At 74.8% G+C, this 16,286-nt stretch carries 14 protein-coding genes; 9 read left to right on the plus strand and 5 right to left on the minus strand.

The annotated features are described in order from the left end of the window. Positions 1-323 precede the first annotated feature (323 nt). The 3 genes from guaA (at position 324) to IE313_RS14585 (ending at position 5,444) form a co-directional block, all read left to right on the plus strand. Complete coding sequence (guaA, locus tag IE313_RS14575; RefSeq protein ID WP_189932051.1) at positions 324-1,904, plus strand: glutamine-hydrolyzing GMP synthase; 1,581 nt, start codon at positions 324-326, stop codon at positions 1,902-1,904. A 350-nt stretch (positions 1,905-2,254) separates the two neighbouring features. Next, a complete protein-coding gene (locus tag IE313_RS14580) occupies positions 2,255-3,550 on the plus strand; it encodes a helix-turn-helix domain-containing protein (RefSeq protein ID WP_189932054.1) in 1,296 nt (431 codons plus the stop codon). Between the two features lie 625 nt (positions 3,551-4,175). Continuing rightward, the gene (locus tag IE313_RS14585) at positions 4,176-5,444 is read left to right on the plus strand and encodes a hypothetical protein (RefSeq protein WP_189932056.1); all 1,269 of its coding nucleotides are present in this window, start codon (positions 4,176-4,178) and stop codon (positions 5,442-5,444) included. A 156-nt stretch (positions 5,445-5,600) separates the two neighbouring features. Here IE313_RS14585 and IE313_RS14590 read toward each other — a convergent pair whose 3' ends face one another. The 3 genes from IE313_RS14590 to IE313_RS14600 all read right to left on the minus strand — a co-directional run bounded on the left by IE313_RS14590 (position 5,601) and on the right by IE313_RS14600 (position 8,263). Next, positions 5,601-6,194, minus strand: coding sequence for a TQO small subunit DoxD (locus tag IE313_RS14590; protein ID WP_189932058.1), 594 nt, complete (start codon positions 6,192-6,194; stop codon positions 5,601-5,603). 409 nt (positions 6,195-6,603) lie between these two features. After that, entirely contained in the window at positions 6,604-6,876 is a 273-nt protein-coding gene (locus IE313_RS14595) for a CD34/podocalyxin family protein (RefSeq protein ID WP_229924631.1), read from the minus strand. Then, positions 6,863-8,263, minus strand: a complete 1,401-nt coding sequence (locus IE313_RS14600) for a PspC domain-containing protein (protein ID WP_189932060.1) — start codon at positions 8,261-8,263, stop codon at positions 6,863-6,865. The genes IE313_RS14595 and IE313_RS14600 overlap by 14 nt, the downstream gene beginning before the upstream one ends. A gap of 181 nt (positions 8,264-8,444) precedes the next feature. On the opposite strand from IE313_RS14600, the gene IE313_RS14605 reads away from it, so the two are divergent. Further along, positions 8,445-9,737 carry an ATP-binding protein gene (locus IE313_RS14605; protein ID WP_189932061.1) on the plus strand — a complete coding sequence of 431 codons (1,293 nt, stop codon included), beginning with the start codon at positions 8,445-8,447 and terminating at the stop codon, positions 9,735-9,737. Further along, complete coding sequence (locus IE313_RS14610) at positions 9,734-10,564, plus strand: LuxR C-terminal-related transcriptional regulator (RefSeq protein ID WP_268256706.1); 831 nt, start codon at positions 9,734-9,736, stop codon at positions 10,562-10,564. The genes IE313_RS14605 and IE313_RS14610 overlap by 4 nt, the downstream gene beginning before the upstream one ends. Positions 10,565-10,667: 103 nt before the next feature. Here IE313_RS14610 and IE313_RS14615 read toward each other — a convergent pair whose 3' ends face one another. Continuing rightward, on the minus strand, positions 10,668-11,267 hold the full coding sequence (locus tag IE313_RS14615) for a GNAT family N-acetyltransferase (protein ID WP_189932063.1): 600 nt from the start codon (positions 11,265-11,267) through the stop codon (positions 10,668-10,670). A gap of 248 nt (positions 11,268-11,515) precedes the next feature. Here IE313_RS14615 and IE313_RS14620 point away from each other — a divergent pair, with 248 nt between their 5' ends. Next, positions 11,516-12,016, plus strand: a complete 501-nt coding sequence (locus tag IE313_RS14620) for a VOC family protein (protein WP_189932065.1) — start codon at positions 11,516-11,518, stop codon at positions 12,014-12,016. Here IE313_RS14620 and IE313_RS14625 read toward each other — a convergent pair. After that, a complete protein-coding gene (locus IE313_RS14625; RefSeq protein WP_189932067.1) occupies positions 11,994-13,043 on the minus strand; it encodes a helix-turn-helix domain-containing protein in 1,050 nt (349 codons plus the stop codon). The two genes, IE313_RS14620 and IE313_RS14625, sit on opposite strands and share 23 nt — an antisense overlap. A 446-nt stretch (positions 13,044-13,489) precedes the next feature. Between IE313_RS14625 and IE313_RS14630 the strand changes: the two genes are divergently transcribed. The 3 genes from IE313_RS14630 (at position 13,490) to IE313_RS14640 (ending at position 16,280) form a co-directional block, all read left to right on the plus strand. Further along, positions 13,490-14,437 (plus strand): SDR family NAD(P)-dependent oxidoreductase, encoded by a 948-nt coding sequence (locus IE313_RS14630; RefSeq protein ID WP_189932069.1) that lies wholly within the window; start codon positions 13,490-13,492, stop codon positions 14,435-14,437. Between the two features lie 198 nt (positions 14,438-14,635). Then, positions 14,636-15,631 carry a zinc-binding alcohol dehydrogenase family protein gene (locus IE313_RS14635; RefSeq protein WP_189932178.1) on the plus strand — a complete coding sequence of 332 codons (996 nt, stop codon included), beginning with the start codon at positions 14,636-14,638 and terminating at the stop codon, positions 15,629-15,631. A 211-nt stretch (positions 15,632-15,842) separates the two neighbouring features. Beyond that, a complete protein-coding gene (locus IE313_RS14640; RefSeq protein ID WP_229924632.1) occupies positions 15,843-16,280 on the plus strand; it encodes an Hsp20/alpha crystallin family protein in 438 nt (145 codons plus the stop codon). The last annotated feature ends 6 nt before the right edge of the window (positions 16,281-16,286 follow it).

Consider the following 16,286-nt stretch of genomic DNA (forward strand, 5'->3'; position numbering starts at 1 on the left):
CTCCGCACGGCATGCAGGAGTGACCTGACATGTTGATCCTTACCTGTCATGAGGGAATGTGGTGCCCGGGGCTTCCCTGCCCCACTCCAGGCGGCTCCGGCCGCGGCACGTGACCGGCCGGCCACGCCCCGCGCCCGCCCCCGCGACGTGCGCCGCGCCGGTCCGCTGACGTGCGCCGAAGCGGTCCGCGGGGAGTTGTCCACAGGCTCGGGGGGCGGCCGGCGGGCCCCGTTAGAATCGAGGCACAGATCTTTCGCAGCGTCCGGTCCCGCACCGTCGGTGGCCGGGCTGCGTCCGTTGCCCCATGCCGGAAGGCCGCACCCGTGCCCTCAGCATCCCCCGCCGCCCCCGACACCGTCCTGGTCGTCGATTTCGGTGCGCAGTACGCCCAGCTCATCGCCCGCCGCGTACGCGAGGCGAGGGTGTACAGCGAGATCGTGCCCAGCACCATGCCGGTAGCCGAGATGCTCGCCAGGAAACCCGCGGCGATCATCCTCTCCGGCGGCCCCTCGTCGGTCTACGCGGAGGGCGCCCCCGGCATCGACCGGTCGCTCTTCGAGGCCGGCGTCCCCGTCTTCGGCATGTGCTACGGCTTCCAGCTCATGGCCACCACCCTGGGCGGCACGGTCGACAACACCGGCGCGCGGGAGTACGGCAGCACCTCCCTCGCCGTCTCCAGGCCCGGCTCCACCCTCTTCGAAGGCACCCCCGCCGAGCAGACGGTCTGGATGTCGCACGGCGACGCGTGCAGCGCTGCCCCCGCCGGCTTCACGGTCACCGCCGCCACGGAACTCGTCCCGGTCGCCGCCTTCGAGAACGACGAGCGGCGGCTCTACGGCGTCCAGCACCACCCCGAGGTGATGCACTCCACCTATGGGCAGCAGGTCCTGGAGCACTTCCTGTACCGCGGCGCCGGCATCGAGCCGTCCTGGACCACCGGCAGCGTCATCGAGGAGCAGGTGGCGGAGATCCGGGCCAGGGTCGGCAGCAGCCGCGCCATCTGCGGCCTGTCCGGCGGAGTGGATTCGGCGGTCGCCGCCGCTCTGGTCCAGAAGGCCATCGGCTCCCAGTTGACCTGCGTCTACGTGGACCACGGCCTGATGCGCAAGGGCGAGACCGAGCAGGTCGAGAAGGACTTCGTGGCGGCCACCGGCGTCCAGCTCAAGGTGGTGGACGCCCAGGAGCGCTTCCTCGCCGCCCTCGCGGGCGTCTCCGACCCCGAGCAGAAGCGGAAGATCATCGGGCGGGAGTTCATCCGGGTCTTCGAGCAGGCCCAGGCGGAGATCGTCGCCGAGGCGCCCGGTGACCACCCGGTCGAGTTCCTGGTCCAGGGCACCCTGTATCCGGACGTCGTCGAGTCCGGCGGCGGCACCGGTACGGCCAACATCAAGTCCCACCACAATGTCGGCGGCCTCCCGGACGACCTGGAGTTCCAACTGGTCGAGCCCCTGCGCAAGCTCTTCAAGGACGAGGTCCGGATGGTCGGCGCGGAGCTGGGCCTGCCCGACGAGATCGTCCACCGCCAGCCGTTCCCCGGTCCCGGGCTCGGCATCAGGATCGTCGGCGAGGTCACCAGGGAGCGGCTCGACCTGCTCCGCGAGGCCGACGCGATCGCCCGCGAGGAGCTGACGGCAGCCGGTCTCGACCGGGAGATCTGGCAGTGCCCGGTCGTGCTGCTCGCGGACGTCCGCAGCGTGGGCGTTCAGGGCGACGGGCGCACCTACGGCCACCCCATCGTGCTGCGCCCCGTCTCGTCCGAGGACGCCATGACGGCCGACTGGTCCCGCCTGCCCTACGACACCCTGGCCAGGATCTCGACCCGGATCACCAACGAGGTCGCCGAGGTCAACCGCGTGACCCTCGACATCACCAGCAAGCCGCCGGGGACCATCGAGTGGGAGTGAGCGGGGTTCCCCCCGCGCGGTGAGTACCGCCGGGGGCCGTCCGGCGGTGCCGGGGCGCGGGCTCGTGCACCGCCCCGGCCGTCGGGAGGCCGGGTTCGGCGGCGGCGGCCAGCGCCGCCCGTGTGCGCTGCTCCCGGCAGGTCGCGGTCCGTCTCGCCCCGGGGGCCGGGCGGGCCGGGCGGGCCGGCGGCTTCCTGCGGCCGGGGGCGTTCCGATGGCTTTCGGCCGTATGTGATCTGCGGGTGGCCCGGAGGCCAGGACGTGTCTTGTCCGCCGCATACGGCTCTGCCAGCGTGTCCGGTGCCGTACGCCGCCGGGAGGGCCGCGGCGACGTGAAGAGGGGTGGACGCGTGGCTGCTGCGCCGGATCTGAGGGGAGCGGTGACGTCGACCGCGTTCGTCCTGCGCATGCGGGCGCTCAAGGACTGGTCCGGATTGACGTACCGCCAACTGGCCGCGCGCGCCGAGGAGTCGGGCGACATCCTGCCCTCCAGCACCCTGGCCAGTACGCTCGGCCGCCGCTCACTGCCGCGCAGGGACGTCGTCGCGGCGTTCGTACGGGCCTGCGGGGGCGATGCCGCAAGTGTGCGGACCTGGCTGCGCGTCCATGCGGAGATCGCTTCCGGAGCGGTGGGGCCCAGCAGCCCGGATCTGTACGACCCCGACGACCCCGACGGCCCGGACCGTCACGGCGCCGCAGGTCAGGAGGCCGCCGCCGGTGCCGGAGCCGCCGGTGCCGGAGCCCCGGCCGGTGCCGGGCCCGCCGGTGCACCCGAAGCCCCCGGCGGCCCCGCGGTCTCCACGGCCCCCGCCGGGCCCGGGCCCACCGCGCACGACGATGCCGCCGCCCGCGGCGCTGCGACGGCATCCGGCGGGGCCGCGGTGTCCGGCGCTGCCGCCGCATCGCCCGAACCGCGGCGGGGGGAGCACCGCGTCGCGGACGACGGCGCCCCGTTCGGTGCGTCCGACCTCCTGGTCGGAGACGGCGGACGTGCCCGCGGGGGACAGACGCCGCGCCGCATGCCACCCTGGCTGCCCGCACCACTGCGCACCGGCGGCCGGCTGGCCGCGGCCGTTCTCGGCCTGGTGGTGCTGGCCGCCGCCGTGACCTACGCGGTGCTCGCCTTCACGGGTGACGCTCTCACCCGCGACGCTGCGAGCGGCGGCGGACCGAAACCGGGCACGTACCGGATACGTTCGGCCGCCACCTCCTACTGCCTGGCCGAGGTGGACGGCGAGGAGTCGGGCGACGTCCACCAGCTCGACTGCGCGGGCAGCATTCCGGTCTACGAGGTGCAGCCCGCCGAGAGCGGGACCTACTGGATCCACTCCCTGCACCCGGCCATGGGCCTGGGCTGCCTCGGCGTGGCGGGCGGCGCCATGAAGGACGCGGCCCCGATGGGCGACGACTACTGCGGCCACCGCGGCGACGCCGAGAAGTTCCGGATGCAGAAGGTCGCGGCCCCGGTGGAGGGGTACCGCATCCGGCTGCTGCACACCGGCGCCTGTGTGACCGTGCCCGGCGCGACCGAGCGCAAGGGCGTGCAGGTGCTTCAGATGCCGTGCACCGGCGGCGACGCCGGCCAGGTCTTCCGCTTCGATCCGGTCCCGGCTCCCACCCACGTCCCCCCGCCCCCCGGTGGTTGAGGCCGCGGCCCCTCCCGTCGCGACCATCCACCCGCGCCGGGGTCCGCGTGCCGTCGTCGTCCTCCGGCCGAGCAGGGTGCCAGGGCCGAGCAGGGCGCCGCGGCCAAGCGGGCGCCAGGGCCCGGACCCGATCCCCCGTGCCCCGGGCTCTGGCGCCCGTCTCCCCCCGTGCCGACGACCTCGGCCGGGCCGCACGACCGTCGTCCCCCGCGACGTCGTCCCCCGTGACCGGCCCGGCCGGGCGGCACGCACCACTGTTCGCGCCCGGCTCCGGACGGACAAGAGGATTCGGCTGTTCCGAACAGCGGCACGGCGTTGATCAGCGCGTTCTCGCCTGTTCCGAACAACCGCGGCCGCCCGGGGCGGCGCCGCGTCAACACGGGTGCGGCCGCGTCACCCACCGCCCATCCGTACCGGGCGGACCTGTCGGCCGACGCGCCGTGCCGGTACGGCACAATCCCTGGGGTCCGAGGTGTTCACGCGCGGGCTCGCTGCGGGCCCGCGGAGCGCTCGCGCTCGGGCGCGCAGCGGGCGGGCGGCCCGCGCGGTGCCGGCTCGTGGCGAGCCCTCGCAAGACCCGGAGCGGGATCGACAGCGCCTGAGGCGCGGAAGGCGGAAGTGTCGCGTGGCGGTGCAGGAGGCGGAGCAGGGCACGCACGAGGGTGGCTGCACATGCGGCGACTGCCCGCACGGGGCGCGGGAGGGGCACCGGCGTGCGGTGGCCGCGTTCGTCGCCAGACGCGAGGAGTTCGCGCAGGGCAAGGGCCTTCCCGCGGCCGTGGCGCACTCGGCCGGCGCCTCCCGTCAGTGGGTCTCCGACGAGCTGACCCAGTCCGCGGGCGTGGTCGCCGAACGCAGCAGGGCCGAGGGCGATGCCTGGACCGCGTCGCTGTGGCCGCGCACCCTCTGGGCCGTGTGGGCGGGTGCGGTCGTCCTGCTGGTGGTGCAGGCGCTGACCGCGATCGGCGCCGGCTGGAGCAGCGCGCGCACCGCAGGTCTGCTCGCGGCGGTGGTCGTCGGCGGAGGGCTGACCGCCGCCGGCCGTCTGCACCGATCGCGCGGCGGTGTGCTCGCTCCCGTGATCGGCGAGGACAACCGGCTCTCCACCTCGCGCGCCGTCGCCGCCTGCTGGGTCCTCTTCGCCGTCTTCGCGGTGCTGGTGCTCGCCGGTGAGCTGGCAGGCGCCTCGGGACACCGGGAGCGTGACGCCCTGATCGACGGCCTCGACCTGGCGCGGGGCGCCGGAGTGGTCACGGTGGTGGCCGTGGTCTGCGGGGTCGCGGTGCTGGTACGGCGGGTGGTGGCGCTGCGCATCCGCGGCCAGCGGCTTCAGAAGGTGCGCGCCGAGCGGCCGCGTGCCGCCGATCTGCTCACCGATGACGCGGGCCGGGCCGACTTCGCCGACACACAGTACGTCGTGATCACCGCCGTGGCCCTGGTCTTCGCCGCCGTCCGGCTGGCCCGGCGGCCCGAGCAACTGCCCGACGTGCCCTGGGGCCTGGCGCTGCTCGTGCTGGTCTCGGCCGCCACCTACCTCGCCGGGAAGTACGCGGAGGGCGGCCGGGCCGTGATCCTCTCCGTGGTACGGGCCCGGGAGGCGGGCGACCTGGACGGGCCGATCCGCACCGGCGACGACATCGAGATCCGCGGCGCCGGGTTCGTGCCGCCCGGCGCGCAGGGCGCCGACCGGCTGGCCAGGACCGTCGTCCGGATCGGCGCCGTGCACGTGCACGTCCCGCTGGTCCCGGTGCCCGGCGGCTTCAGCAACCCCTCGGACACCGTGCTGACCGTTCCCGTGCCGGTCGACGTCGAACCGGGCAGGGTCGAGGTCCAGGTCGTCACCGCCTCGGGCACGGAGACCAACACCTGCACCATCGACGTCACGACCGACTGACGGGTCCGTCACGACCGGCTCGTCGGTCGGTCGTGCGGGGCACGACGGGGACGGCCGGGAGCCGTGCGGTGCCGGTGCGGTCCGGTGCCGGCGCGGACGGGCGCTGTGCTGACCGGTGCCGGCGCGGACGGTGCCGCCGTCGGACGACGGACACCGTCAGACGACGGACGCCGAGCGGCGGACCCGGGCGCGCCGTATCAGGGTGTCCAGGGAGAGGGCCGGCGCACCGGCGATCACCAGCGGAAGCCACGCCACCAGGTACACCAGGTCGTTGCCGTAGTAGTAGGGCGTGGTCGCCCAGCTCACCGTCAGCCACAGGCTGAGCGAGATCAGCGCGCCGCCGGCCGCGGCGACCCGGGACAGCAGGCCGACCAGCACGCCGAGGCCGACCGCGAGTTCACCGAAGGCGATGGCGTAGCCGAAGCCGACGGGGCTCTTCAGGGCCAGGTCGACCAGCGCGGGAACGGCCGCGGAGGCCCGTACCGCGTGCATCGTCTCGCCGAGCGATCCGGCGCCCGACGCGGCCAGGAAGGAACTGTCCGTGAGCTTGTCGAGGCCGGCGTAGACGAAGGTGACGCCGAGGAAGATCCGCAGCGGCAGGAGGGCGAGGAAGGGGAGGCCGCGTGCCGCGCCGGTGCCGGCACCGAGGGCCGGGCTGAGGGGGCTGTTCAGCGGGTTTCTGTCGGCCGGGCCCCCGGCGCCGCCCTCCGCGTACCCCGTCTGCGCCTCAGCGCGCCATTCGTGAGCCATCGGTCCCTGCCACCTCTCGCGCCGGCCAGTGCCGTCAGGTCGGTTTAGCTGTCAAGAGACAATACGGATGGAACGGCTCGACGGCTCACCGTCTGTCCAAGGGGATCCGCTCACCCTCCGCCCGGGGCGTTCGCTCCGCATCCGTGCAGGGCCGTGCGTTCCTCCCCCGTCCGAGGGCTTCCCGGGTCCTTCGGGGACCCGGGCTCAAGGGCGCGAGGCGCGGGCGCGAGGTCGCAAGGTGCCACGGCTCAAGGCCGCAAGGTGCGAAGGCACAAGGGCGCAGGGGCGCGCGCACGGTCTGCCCCCGCGGTCCGCACCCCGGCCGTCGACCCGCCCGTGTCGGTCGTCGTGCGGCCGCGGTTTCGCGGGCGCCGGTGGAGCGGTGCGTGGGTCTGCCCGGGTGCGGCGCTCAGAGGACCTTCCCGCCGTGGCCGTGCGGCTCCGCGTCGCTGGAGGGGGCCGCCGTCCGTGAGCCGGCGCCGCGCTGCCGGCGGCGGTGGCGCACCGCGTACGAGAGCGCGCCGGTGACGGCGGCGAGGCAGAGACCGCCCACGACGATCGGCGGCATGGCGAACCACGGAACGCTCCACAGGCCGCGCGCGTCGCCGCCGAAGACGATCGCCGCGCCGGTCAGGAACACGCCCGCGACCAGCTTGCCGGGCTGGAAGTCATGCCGCAGCACGGCTCACCTCCGCCTGGCCGAGGCCCACTTCGAGGTGCAGATCGAGGGTGCCTGCGCGCGCGTGGGCGCCCCGTGCGGGCAACGTCAGCCTCCTCTCCTTGCCGGGGGCCACGTCCACGTCCTGGCGGCCGTGGTTCGGCACCTGGATGTCGCCGAGGCCCACCGTGATGTACAGGCGAACCGCGGTGTCCCGGGGGACGACGACCCTGAGGCGGCCCATGCCGACCTCGGCACGGGTCTTCAGGGTGCTGCCGCCGGCGACGGCCACATGGCTGAGGTCGAGTGTGCCGTCCCCGGTGCCCAGTTCGTACTGCGGGCTGAGCTGCGCGGCGGTGGCGGGGGCCCAGGTGGTGCGTATCCAGTCGGTGGTGATGTTCTTCGGCACGGCGGAGGAGGCGGCGAGCAGTCCGGCCGTGACCACCGCCAGCACGATGGAGCCGGCGCCCGTCCTGCCCAGCAGGGCGCTGACGGCGATGCCCGCGCCGAACACCGCGAGCGCACAGGCGAGGCCGGTCTGCAGGCTGGTGCCCAGCGCGTCGGTGCGCCAGGTCAGGGCGGTGCCCGCAGCACCGGCGGCCAGCGCGAGGAGGAACACCCAGCCGGCTATCCAGCGCGGGCCGCGCCCCGCCGGCACCCGCGGCACACGGCCGCCGACCTCCCAGCGGGAGGTGCGGGCGACGTTCCGCAGGGTGCTGGTGTCGTCCAGGTCCGTGGGGCCCCACAGGTATCCCGTGCCTCCGTCGTGGGTGCCGTCCTTGACGATCGGGTCACGCCACCAGGAGGGGAAGGACGAGGGCGCGGGCGGCGCCTTGGCCTCGGGCGGGGCGTCGGCCGCGGCCTGTGCGGCCAGCGGGTCGGGATCAGCCGCGCCGCGCTGGCGCGACCAGTAACCGGCACCGGCCAGCAGGAGCGTGACCGTGGCACCGAAGGTGAGCACGTCGCCGTTGCCCAGCATGGAGAGGAAGAGGCCGCAGCCGACCAGGGCGCAGAGCACCGCGGTCAGCGCCGGGCCGTCCACCCGGCCGGAGAGCAGCCTGCGCGCCTCGTTCTCCTCGTCGTCCTCGAAGGGCACGAAGAGCCAGACGAAGCCGTAGAAGATCAGGCCGACGCCGCCGGTGACCGACAGCACCGCGAGCACGATCCGGAAGATGACCGGGTCCAGGTCGCAGTGCCGCCCCAGGCCCGCGCAGACGCCGCCGAGCACTTTCTGCCTGCGGTCGCGGCGCAGGGCACCGGGCAACCCCGCGGCCCCCGGTGCCGGCTCGCCGGCACCCTGCCGCGGCCCGGCGGAGCGCGCCCCGGGCCCGGCGGCAGCCGCACCCGGGCCCTGCCCGCCGGTGCCCGGCCGGGGCTCCGGGCCCGGCGCGGCGTGGTGCTGATCCGTCATGGGTCCATGGTGACGGCAACCGGTCGCGGTACGGCAGTCGGGACGACCCTGGCCGATCCCTGATATCCGCCCCTGACCTTCCCTGACCGGGCCGCGGGGGGCCCGCGGCCCCGATGATCGGGGACGTCTAGGGGTTCCACCCTGATGCGAGGGCCCGTCTGGGCATGTGACCATCTCTGCCATGCCGGAAGCCGCCGCCCCCGTCGAGGAGCCGCGGCCCCCGCGCAAGCTCTACCGCAGCAGTGACGGACGCTGGCTCGGGGGCGTGGCGCGAGGGCTCGCGGGGCACCTCGGCCTGCCCGTGATCTGGGTGCGGATCGTGTTCGCGGGCCTGTTCATGGCGGACGGCCTCGGCGCGCTGCTGTACGCGGCCTTCTGGTTCTTCGTGCCCCTCGGCGTCGGCGGGGTGGCCGCCGACCGGCCCCTGGTCTCCGCCGAGACCACCCGTGACGGCCACCGCAGGCTCGTCGCACGCAAGCCGGACCGCGGCCAGATCGTCGCCCTGCTCGCGATGGTCGTGGTCGCCGGCGTCTTCGTCGGCAATGTCGACCTCGGCGGTCCCGCCAAGGCCTATCTCTGGCCGACCCTGCTGGTCGGCGCCGGTGTCGCCCTGGTCTGGCGGCAGGCGGACAACGCCCGCCGGGCCCGCTGGATGGAGGCGGGCCGCCGCCGCAGGACCCTGACGCTGGCCCGCTCCGCGGCGGGCGTGCTGCTGGTCGGCACCGGCGTCACCGGCATCTTCGTGCTGCACGGCTCGGCCGAGCACCTCGGCTCCGTGCTCCAGGCCGCGCTCGCCGTGATCGTCGGCATAGCCCTGCTGGCGGGCCCCTACCTCATCCGCATGATGCAGGACCTCTCCGAGGAGCGGCTGATGCGCATCAGGGCACAGGAGCGTGCCGAGGTCGCGGCCCACGTCCACGACTCCGTGCTGCACACCCTCACCCTCATCCAGCGGAATGCGGAGAACCCCGGGGAGGTGCGCCGTCTCGCCCGCGCCCAGGAGCGCGACCTGCGCACCTGGCTCTACGAACCCGCGGGGCCGGGCGCCTCGGGCGAGTCCGCCGAGGCCGCGCCCGACACCCTGGCGGAGGCCGTGCGGCGCAGCGCCGCCGAGGTCGAGGACAAGCACGGCGTGCCCATAGAGGTCGTCATAGTCGGCGACTGCCCGCTCGACGAGCCGCTGTCCGCGCAGATGCAGGCCGCGCGGGAGGCCATGGTGAACGCCGCCAAGTACGGTGGCCGGGGCGGTGCGGTGCAGGTCTTCGCGGAGGTCGAGGGAGCGTCCGTCTTCGTCTCCGTGCGCGACCGGGGCCCCGGGTTCGACCTCGATTCCGTACCCGCCGACCGGATGGGCGTACGAGAATCGATCATCGGCCGTATGCAGCGCCACGGCGGCACCGCCCGGCTCCGCGCGGTGCCGGACGGCGGCACGGAGGTCGAGTTGACGATGGAGAGGGCGGAGGCGACGTCATGAGTGAGGCGAGCGAGCGGGGTGCGACCGGCGGGCCCGCCGAACCCGGGCGGCGGACGGGCCGGGGACCCGCGGACGCGGGACGGCCCACGGCGCAGGGGCCGGGCCGGTCGGCGATCCCGGGCCAGGCGTCCGGCGGCGAGCAGGAGCAGCCGCGCGACCCGGCCGGGCGCCGGGCGCGTGTCGTGCTCGTCGACGACCACCGGATGTTCCGTACCGGTGTGCGGGCCGAGATCGGCCGGACGGACCTCACGGGCGTGGAGGTCGTCGGCGAGGCCGCGGACGTCGACCAGGCGGTGGACGTCATCAGGTCCACACGCCCCGAGGTCGTCCTGCTCGACGTGCACCTGCCAGGCGGCGGCGGTGTGGAGGTCCTGCGCCGCTGCGCGCCCCTGATGGCCGACGCCGATCGGCCGGTGCGCTTCCTCGCGCTCTCCGTCTCGGACGCCGCGGAGGACGTCATCGGCGTCATCCGCGGCGGTGCCCGCGGGTACGTCACCAAGACGATCACCGGTGCGGACCTGATCGACTCGGTCTTCCGCGTCCAGGAGGGGGACGCGGTGTTCTCCCCGCGCCTCGCGGGTTTCGTCCTGGACGCCTTCGCCTCCACCGACGCCCCGCCCGTCGACGAGGACCTGGACCGCCTGACGCAGCGCGAGCGCGAGGTGCTCCGGCTGATCGCCCGCGGCTATGCGTACAAGGAGATAGCCAAGCAGCTCTTCATCTCCGTCAAGACGGTCGAGTCCCATGTCTCGGCGGTGCTGCGCAAGCTCCAGTTGTCCAACCGCCATGAGCTGACCCGCTGGGCCACGGCACGCAGGCTGGTGTGAGCCCGGGGCGGCCGCCCGCCGCCCGGCGCCCGCGGCCGGAAGTGCCCGACCGCCGAAGGGGCGGGGAGCGTGCCGCCCGCCGGAGACCGGCGGTGGGGGGTGCTCAACCGCCGGGGACGGGATCGGCGCGGGGTGCGCACCCTGCGGAATCGGCGGGAGGCGCGCATCCACCCGAGAGGTCCCCGGCCGTGACGTCCCTGGCGGTGCGGTCCTCCGCCGTGAGGTACTTGACCATGATGATCTCCCGCTCGCCGCTCGCCATCTCGTCACCCGGCTCGTCGGTGGCCGCGAAGCCGTGACGGCGGTAGAGCGCGCCCGCATGCGTGTTCCCGGGGGCCACGGCGAGCCGTAGGACGCCGACGCCGCAGCGCAGGGCCCAGCGCTCCACCTCCTGGATCAGATGGTCGCCCACGCCCCGCCCTCGCGCCTCGGGGCCGACCCACAGGGAGATCAGTTCGGCGGTGTCCCCCCGCGGCCCCGGGACACCGCTGACCATGCCGGCCGGCCGGCCGTCCAGCACGGCGGTGATGTTGTGCGAACCGGGGATGGCCAGCCGGGCCCGCCAGCGCTCCTCCCGGTCGCCGTCCCCCTGCCAGTCGGCGAGCCGGGCACCGAAGGCGTCCGGTGCCTCGGTGAGCGCGGCCAGCCGCAGCTCACGCCATGTGCGCCAGTCGTCGGCCGTGAGTATCCGTGTCTCGATCACCTCACGAGGCTGCCCCGCGACCGGCCCGGTCGGCAAGGCGTTTCCCCGGCACGTCGACGGAGTACCGGGCACCGTCCGACGGGGTGACGGCCATCGCCCGACGAAAGCACGGGCCACCGCCGACGGGGCGGAGGGGCCACGCGGAGCAGGCAGGGAGGCCACGCAGGGCAGGGAGGGCCACGCTTGACAGCGCGGGGCCCCGGCACCGTAAGGTGAAGACCGCTCACCAGGTGAATGATATTAACCTCATGGTGCAAGGCAAGGGCGCCGCCCGTGGCACCGCCGCGGCGGCGCCGAGGAACCACTCCCGGAGGCCCGCCGTGACCACCACGCTCGTCCCCGTCTTCCACCACATCAGCGTCTCCGTGGCCGACCTGGCCGCGCAGGAGCGCTGGTACGGGACCGCCTTCGGGCTCACGGACGTCGAGGAGCGGCTCGACCTGCCAGAAGCGGGGGTGCGCACCGTCGTGCTGCGCAACGCGGCCGGGCTCCGGGTGGAGTTCACCGAGCGGGCGGGTTCCGCACCGCTCCGGCACGCCGACCCCTACGCGGCGACCGCCCTGCAGACCTTCGCCCACCTCGCCCTGCGGGTTGCGGACCTGGACGCGGCGTTCGCCCACCTGACAGGGGAGTGCGGCGCAGCCCAGGTCTCGCCGCCCGCGCCCGGTGCCACCGGGGGCATGCGGTACGCCTATGTGCACGACCCCGAGGGCAACCTCATCGAACTCATCGAGACGCCGGCCGGCTGACCCCTCCCGTAGCGCGGACCCGCTCCGGCACCTGATCCGGCCCGGTCCCGGTCCCGGTCCCGCCGGTCCTGCTCCCGCCGGTCCCGGCCCGGGCCGCCGTCCTGTCTGATCCGGCCCGGTCAGGCTGCGTCTGGTCCCGCGGCGTCTGCGCGGCCCGTCCGGCGGCCGACTCGCCGGCCCAGTCCGAGAGCAGCCGCAGCGCGTGGTCCGAGGGCGAGCCCGGTTCGGCGGTGTAGACGCCGAGGGTCTGGTCGGGGTCGCCGCTCGGGGTCAGGGCCTCGTACTCCAGGGTGAGGTCGCCGACCACCGGGTGGTGGAAGCGCTTGGTGCCGTGCGTGCGGCGCGCGACGTCGTGGGAGGCCCACCAGCGGCGGAAGTCCTTGTCGTGCAGCGAGAGCTCGCCGATCAGCTCGGCCAGCCTGGGGTCGTGCGGGTGCCGTCCCGCGTACAGGTGCAGCGCGGCCACCGAGCCCCGCGCGGCGTCCGCCCAGTCCACGTACAGTTCGCGGCTGCTCTCGTCCAGGAAGATGTAGCGGGCCAGGTTCCGCTCGCGCGCCGGCAGCGCGTCGAAGTCGGTGTACAGGGCGCGGGCCGCGGCGTTGGCGGCCAGCACGTCGCTGCGCCGGCCGACGATGAGCGCGGGGGTGTACGCCAGCGTGTCCAGCACCCGGCGCAGGCCCGGCCGCACCCGCTGCGGCGGCAGCGGCCGGCCGGGCCGCCTGGCCGGCCTGGCCAGGGCGTAGAGATGACCGCGCTCGGTGGCGTTCAGGCCGAGTGCACGGGCGACGGCGTCCAGGACCGCCTCGGAGGCGTTCATCGTGCGGCCGCGCTCCAGGCGTACGTAGTAGTCCACGCTCACCCCGGCCAGCCGTGCGACCTCCTCGCGGCGCAGCCCCGGCACCCGCCGGGTGCCCGGCTCCGGCACGAGGCCCGCCTCCTCGGGGCTGATCCGGGCTCGGCGGGACCGCAGGAACTCCCTGAGCTCCGCGTTGCCGCGGCCGCGGTCACCGCTGGAGTGCTCGCTCATGACTCCAGGCTAGGGTCGCGCCCGGTCCGCGCGGCGCTCCCAGGGGGGTACTGCCGAACCCCCGGTCGGACCGGCCCCGGGCTGCCGCCGACCGGGTCCCGGCAGGGCCTCCGCCCCGGCACCGGACGCACCCCCGACGGTGCTTCGCTGGAGGAAGAGCCATCCGGGAGGAGCGCGTTGCGGCGCCGCGAGGCGAGCGACGAGCGCCCCCGTCCGTGGCCCGTACCCGACCATCCGGCAACGGCACCCGTCCGGCGCGGCACACCGTGACGTGCGCGGCACACAAGAAGCTCGCGCGGCACACGGGAACACGTGCGGCACACCCCGTACACGCGCGGTACGCCGAGGCGCGCACCGCGCCGGCAGGAGACGCGCACGCCCGTACACGTCCCGCACACCGGGACGCGGTGGCGCACCGGACACGCCAGGAAAGCAGGCACGTACCCATGACTGGAACGACCCCTCCGACCGACCGCCTCACCACCCCCTTCGGCGCCGGGTCCACCGCCGCCGACGTCATCTCGGGCATCGACCTCAGCGGCCGCCGCGCCCTCGTGACCGGCGCGTCGTCGGGCATCGGCATCGAGACGGCCCGCGCGCTCGCCGGTGCGGGCGCGGAGGTGACGCTGGCGGTGCGCGACACGGAGGCGGGCGAGGCGGCCGCCGCGGACATCACCGGCACCACCGGCAACAAGCAGCTCCACGTGGCCGCCCTCGACCTCGCCGACCTGGCGTCGGTGACGGCCTTCACCTCCGCCTGGGAGGGGCCGCTGCACATCCTCGTCAACAACGCGGGGGTGATGAGGACGCCGGAGACGCGCACCCCGCGGGGCTGGGAGCTGCAGTTCGCCACCAACCACCTCGGGCACTTCACCCTCACCACCGGCCTGTACCCGTCGCTCGCGGCGGCCGGCGGCGCGCGGGTCGTGTCGCTCAGCTCCCGGGCGCACCTGCGCAGCCCCGTCGTCTTCGACGACATCCACTTCCGGCAGCGCCCGTACGACCCGGCGGACGCCTACGCCCAGTCCAAGACCGCCAACGTCCTCTTCGCGGTGGAGGCCGACCGGCGCTGGGCCGACGACGGGATCACCGTCAACGCCGTCCACCCCGGCGGGATCCTGGACACCAACCTCGTACGGCACCTGAGCAAGGAGGCCCTGGACGCGGCCGTCTCCGCGGCCGGCCACGCGTTCAAGACGAGGGAACAGGGCGCCGCCACCTCCGTCCTGGCCGCGACCTGGCCGGCACTCGACGGAGTCGGCGGCCGGTACTTCGAGGACTGCAACCAGGCGGTGCCGCACGAGCCCGGCATGGACAACGGCGTCGCCGGCCACGCACTGGACCCGCGGGCGGCGGAGCGGCTGTGGCGGGTGTCGGTGGAGATGATCGGCTGAGGCCCGCGCCGCCCCCGCGCCATGGGGCCGGGGCGCGCGGCCGGGCGCCCCGGCCGGGCGACCGCGCCCGCGTGCGGCCGTACCCCGTCGCGCGGGCGCCGGCTTCGGCTCGCGTCGCGCCGTGCGTGCCAGGACGCGCGCCTGCACGATGAAGTGGAGAGGGAGGTGGCGCACGTGGCTACGGAGATCCCCACGACCATGCGGGCCTGGGTGGCCCCGGCGGCCCGCAGGGGCACGATCGAGCGCGTGGAACTCACGGTGCCCGCCCCCGCGGTGGACGAACTGCTCGTCAAGGTGCGTGCGTGCGGGGTGTGCCGCACCGACCTGCACGTTCGCGACGGCGACCTGCCGGCGCACCTGGAGCAGGTGGTCCCGGGGCATGAGGCGGTCGGCGAGGTCGTGGCGGCGGGGGCCCGGGTGACCGGGCCCCCGGCCGGCACCCGGGTCGGCGTGCCGTGGCTGCGCAGGACCGACGGCACGTGCCGGTACTGCACCCGGGGCCAGGAGAACCTGTGTCCCGCATCCGTCTACACCGGCTGGGACGTGCACGGCGGCTACGCCGAGTACGTCACCGTGCCCGCCGCGTACGCCTACGAACTGCCCGCCGGGTACACCGACGAGGAGCTGACGCCGCAGCTCTGCGCCGGAATCATCGGCTACCGCGCGCTGCGCCGCGCCGACCTGCCGGAAGGCGGCCGGCTCGGGATCTACGGCTTCGGCGCGTCCGCGCACCTCACCGCGCAGGTCGCGCTCGCCGAGGGTGCCACGGTGCACGTGCTCACCCGGTCCCCGGCCGCCAGGTCGCTCGCCCTGGAGCTGGGGGCCGCGTCGGCGGGCGACGCGGCCGCCGGACCGCCCGAGCCCCTGGACGCGGCGATCCTCTTCGCGCCGGTCGGCAGCCTCGTGCCGGTGGCCCTCCAGGCGCTGGACCGGGGCGGCACGCTGAGCATCGCCGGAATCCACCTCACCGGCGTCCCGCCGCTGGACCACGAGCGCCACCTCTTCCAGGAGCGGACCCTGCGCAGCGTCACCGCCAACACCCGGCGGGACGGCCGCGGCTTCCTCGCCACCGCCGCCGGGCACCATCTGAGGGCCACGCTGGCCCCCTACGACTTCGACGACGCCGACCGCGCGCTCGACGACCTCGCGGCGGGCCGGGTGAACGGCGCCGCGGTGCTGCGGATGCCGCACTGACCAGCGGTGACGCGCGAACGAAGCGGTTGGCGCCCGGGGTGCGCGGCCGGGGGGCGGCACGTTTAGCGGGTGCGCCGCCGGTTACCCGCGCGCCGCAAGGCTTCGACACCGGGCTTCGACCCCGCACTTCGACCCGGGCACACGAGGGGAGATCGCCATGACCATGCCGATGCGCCGTGCACGTGGAATGTCCGCTCCGATGGAGCGCCGCATGCCGCCGTACGCAGGCTGGGACCCGTTCGGCGACATCCAGAGCATGTGGAGCGACATGGGGCGGCTCATGGCCGCGGCGCCCACCACGGGGGCGGGCGCGTGGATGCCGATCGCCGAGGAGGCGGAGACGGAGGACGCGTACATGGTGCGGGCGGAACTGCCCGGCATCCCCGCGGAGAGCGTCGACATCTCCATCGAGGGCAACGAGCTGTCCATCTCCGGCGAGCTGAGCGAGGCGGAGCACGGGAAGGTGCTGAACCACCGGACCGGGAAGTTCTCCTACCGCACCACGCTGCCCATGGACGCCGACACGGACAACATCGACGCCGACCTCACCGACGGCATCCTGACCGTACGCGTTCCGAAGTCCGCGGAGGGCAGGCGCCGCAAGATCGAGATCGGCAGGGGCCACCAGATCAGGGGCGAGACCGCCTGACGGGAG

Origin of the sequence: Streptomyces sulfonofaciens (assembly GCF_014656295.1) — a bacterium.
GTDB lineage: Bacteria > Actinomycetota > Actinomycetes > Streptomycetales > Streptomycetaceae > Streptomyces > Streptomyces sulfonofaciens.

Coding starts and splice junctions, on each gene's coding strand:
- IE313_RS14605 (WP_189932061.1), top strand. CDS start 8,445: ATGCCGGAAGCCGCCGCCCCCGTCGAGGAGCCGCGGCCCCCGCGCAAG.
- IE313_RS14600 (WP_189932060.1), bottom strand. CDS start 8,263: ATGACGGATCAGCACCACGCCGCGCCGGGCCCGGAGCCCCGGCCGGGC.
- IE313_RS14610 (WP_268256706.1), top strand. CDS start 9,734: ATGAGTGAGGCGAGCGAGCGGGGTGCGACCGGCGGGCCCGCCGAACCC.
- IE313_RS14620 (WP_189932065.1), top strand. CDS start 11,516: ATGGTGCAAGGCAAGGGCGCCGCCCGTGGCACCGCCGCGGCGGCGCCG.
- IE313_RS14635 (WP_189932178.1), top strand. CDS start 14,636: ATGCGGGCCTGGGTGGCCCCGGCGGCCCGCAGGGGCACGATCGAGCGC.
- IE313_RS14640 (WP_229924632.1), top strand. CDS start 15,843: ATGCCGCCGTACGCAGGCTGGGACCCGTTCGGCGACATCCAGAGCATG.
- IE313_RS14625 (WP_189932067.1), bottom strand. CDS start 13,043: ATGAGCGAGCACTCCAGCGGTGACCGCGGCCGCGGCAACGCGGAGCTC.
- IE313_RS14590 (WP_189932058.1), bottom strand. CDS start 6,194: ATGGCTCACGAATGGCGCGCTGAGGCGCAGACGGGGTACGCGGAGGGC.
- IE313_RS14630 (WP_189932069.1), top strand. CDS start 13,490: ATGACTGGAACGACCCCTCCGACCGACCGCCTCACCACCCCCTTCGGC.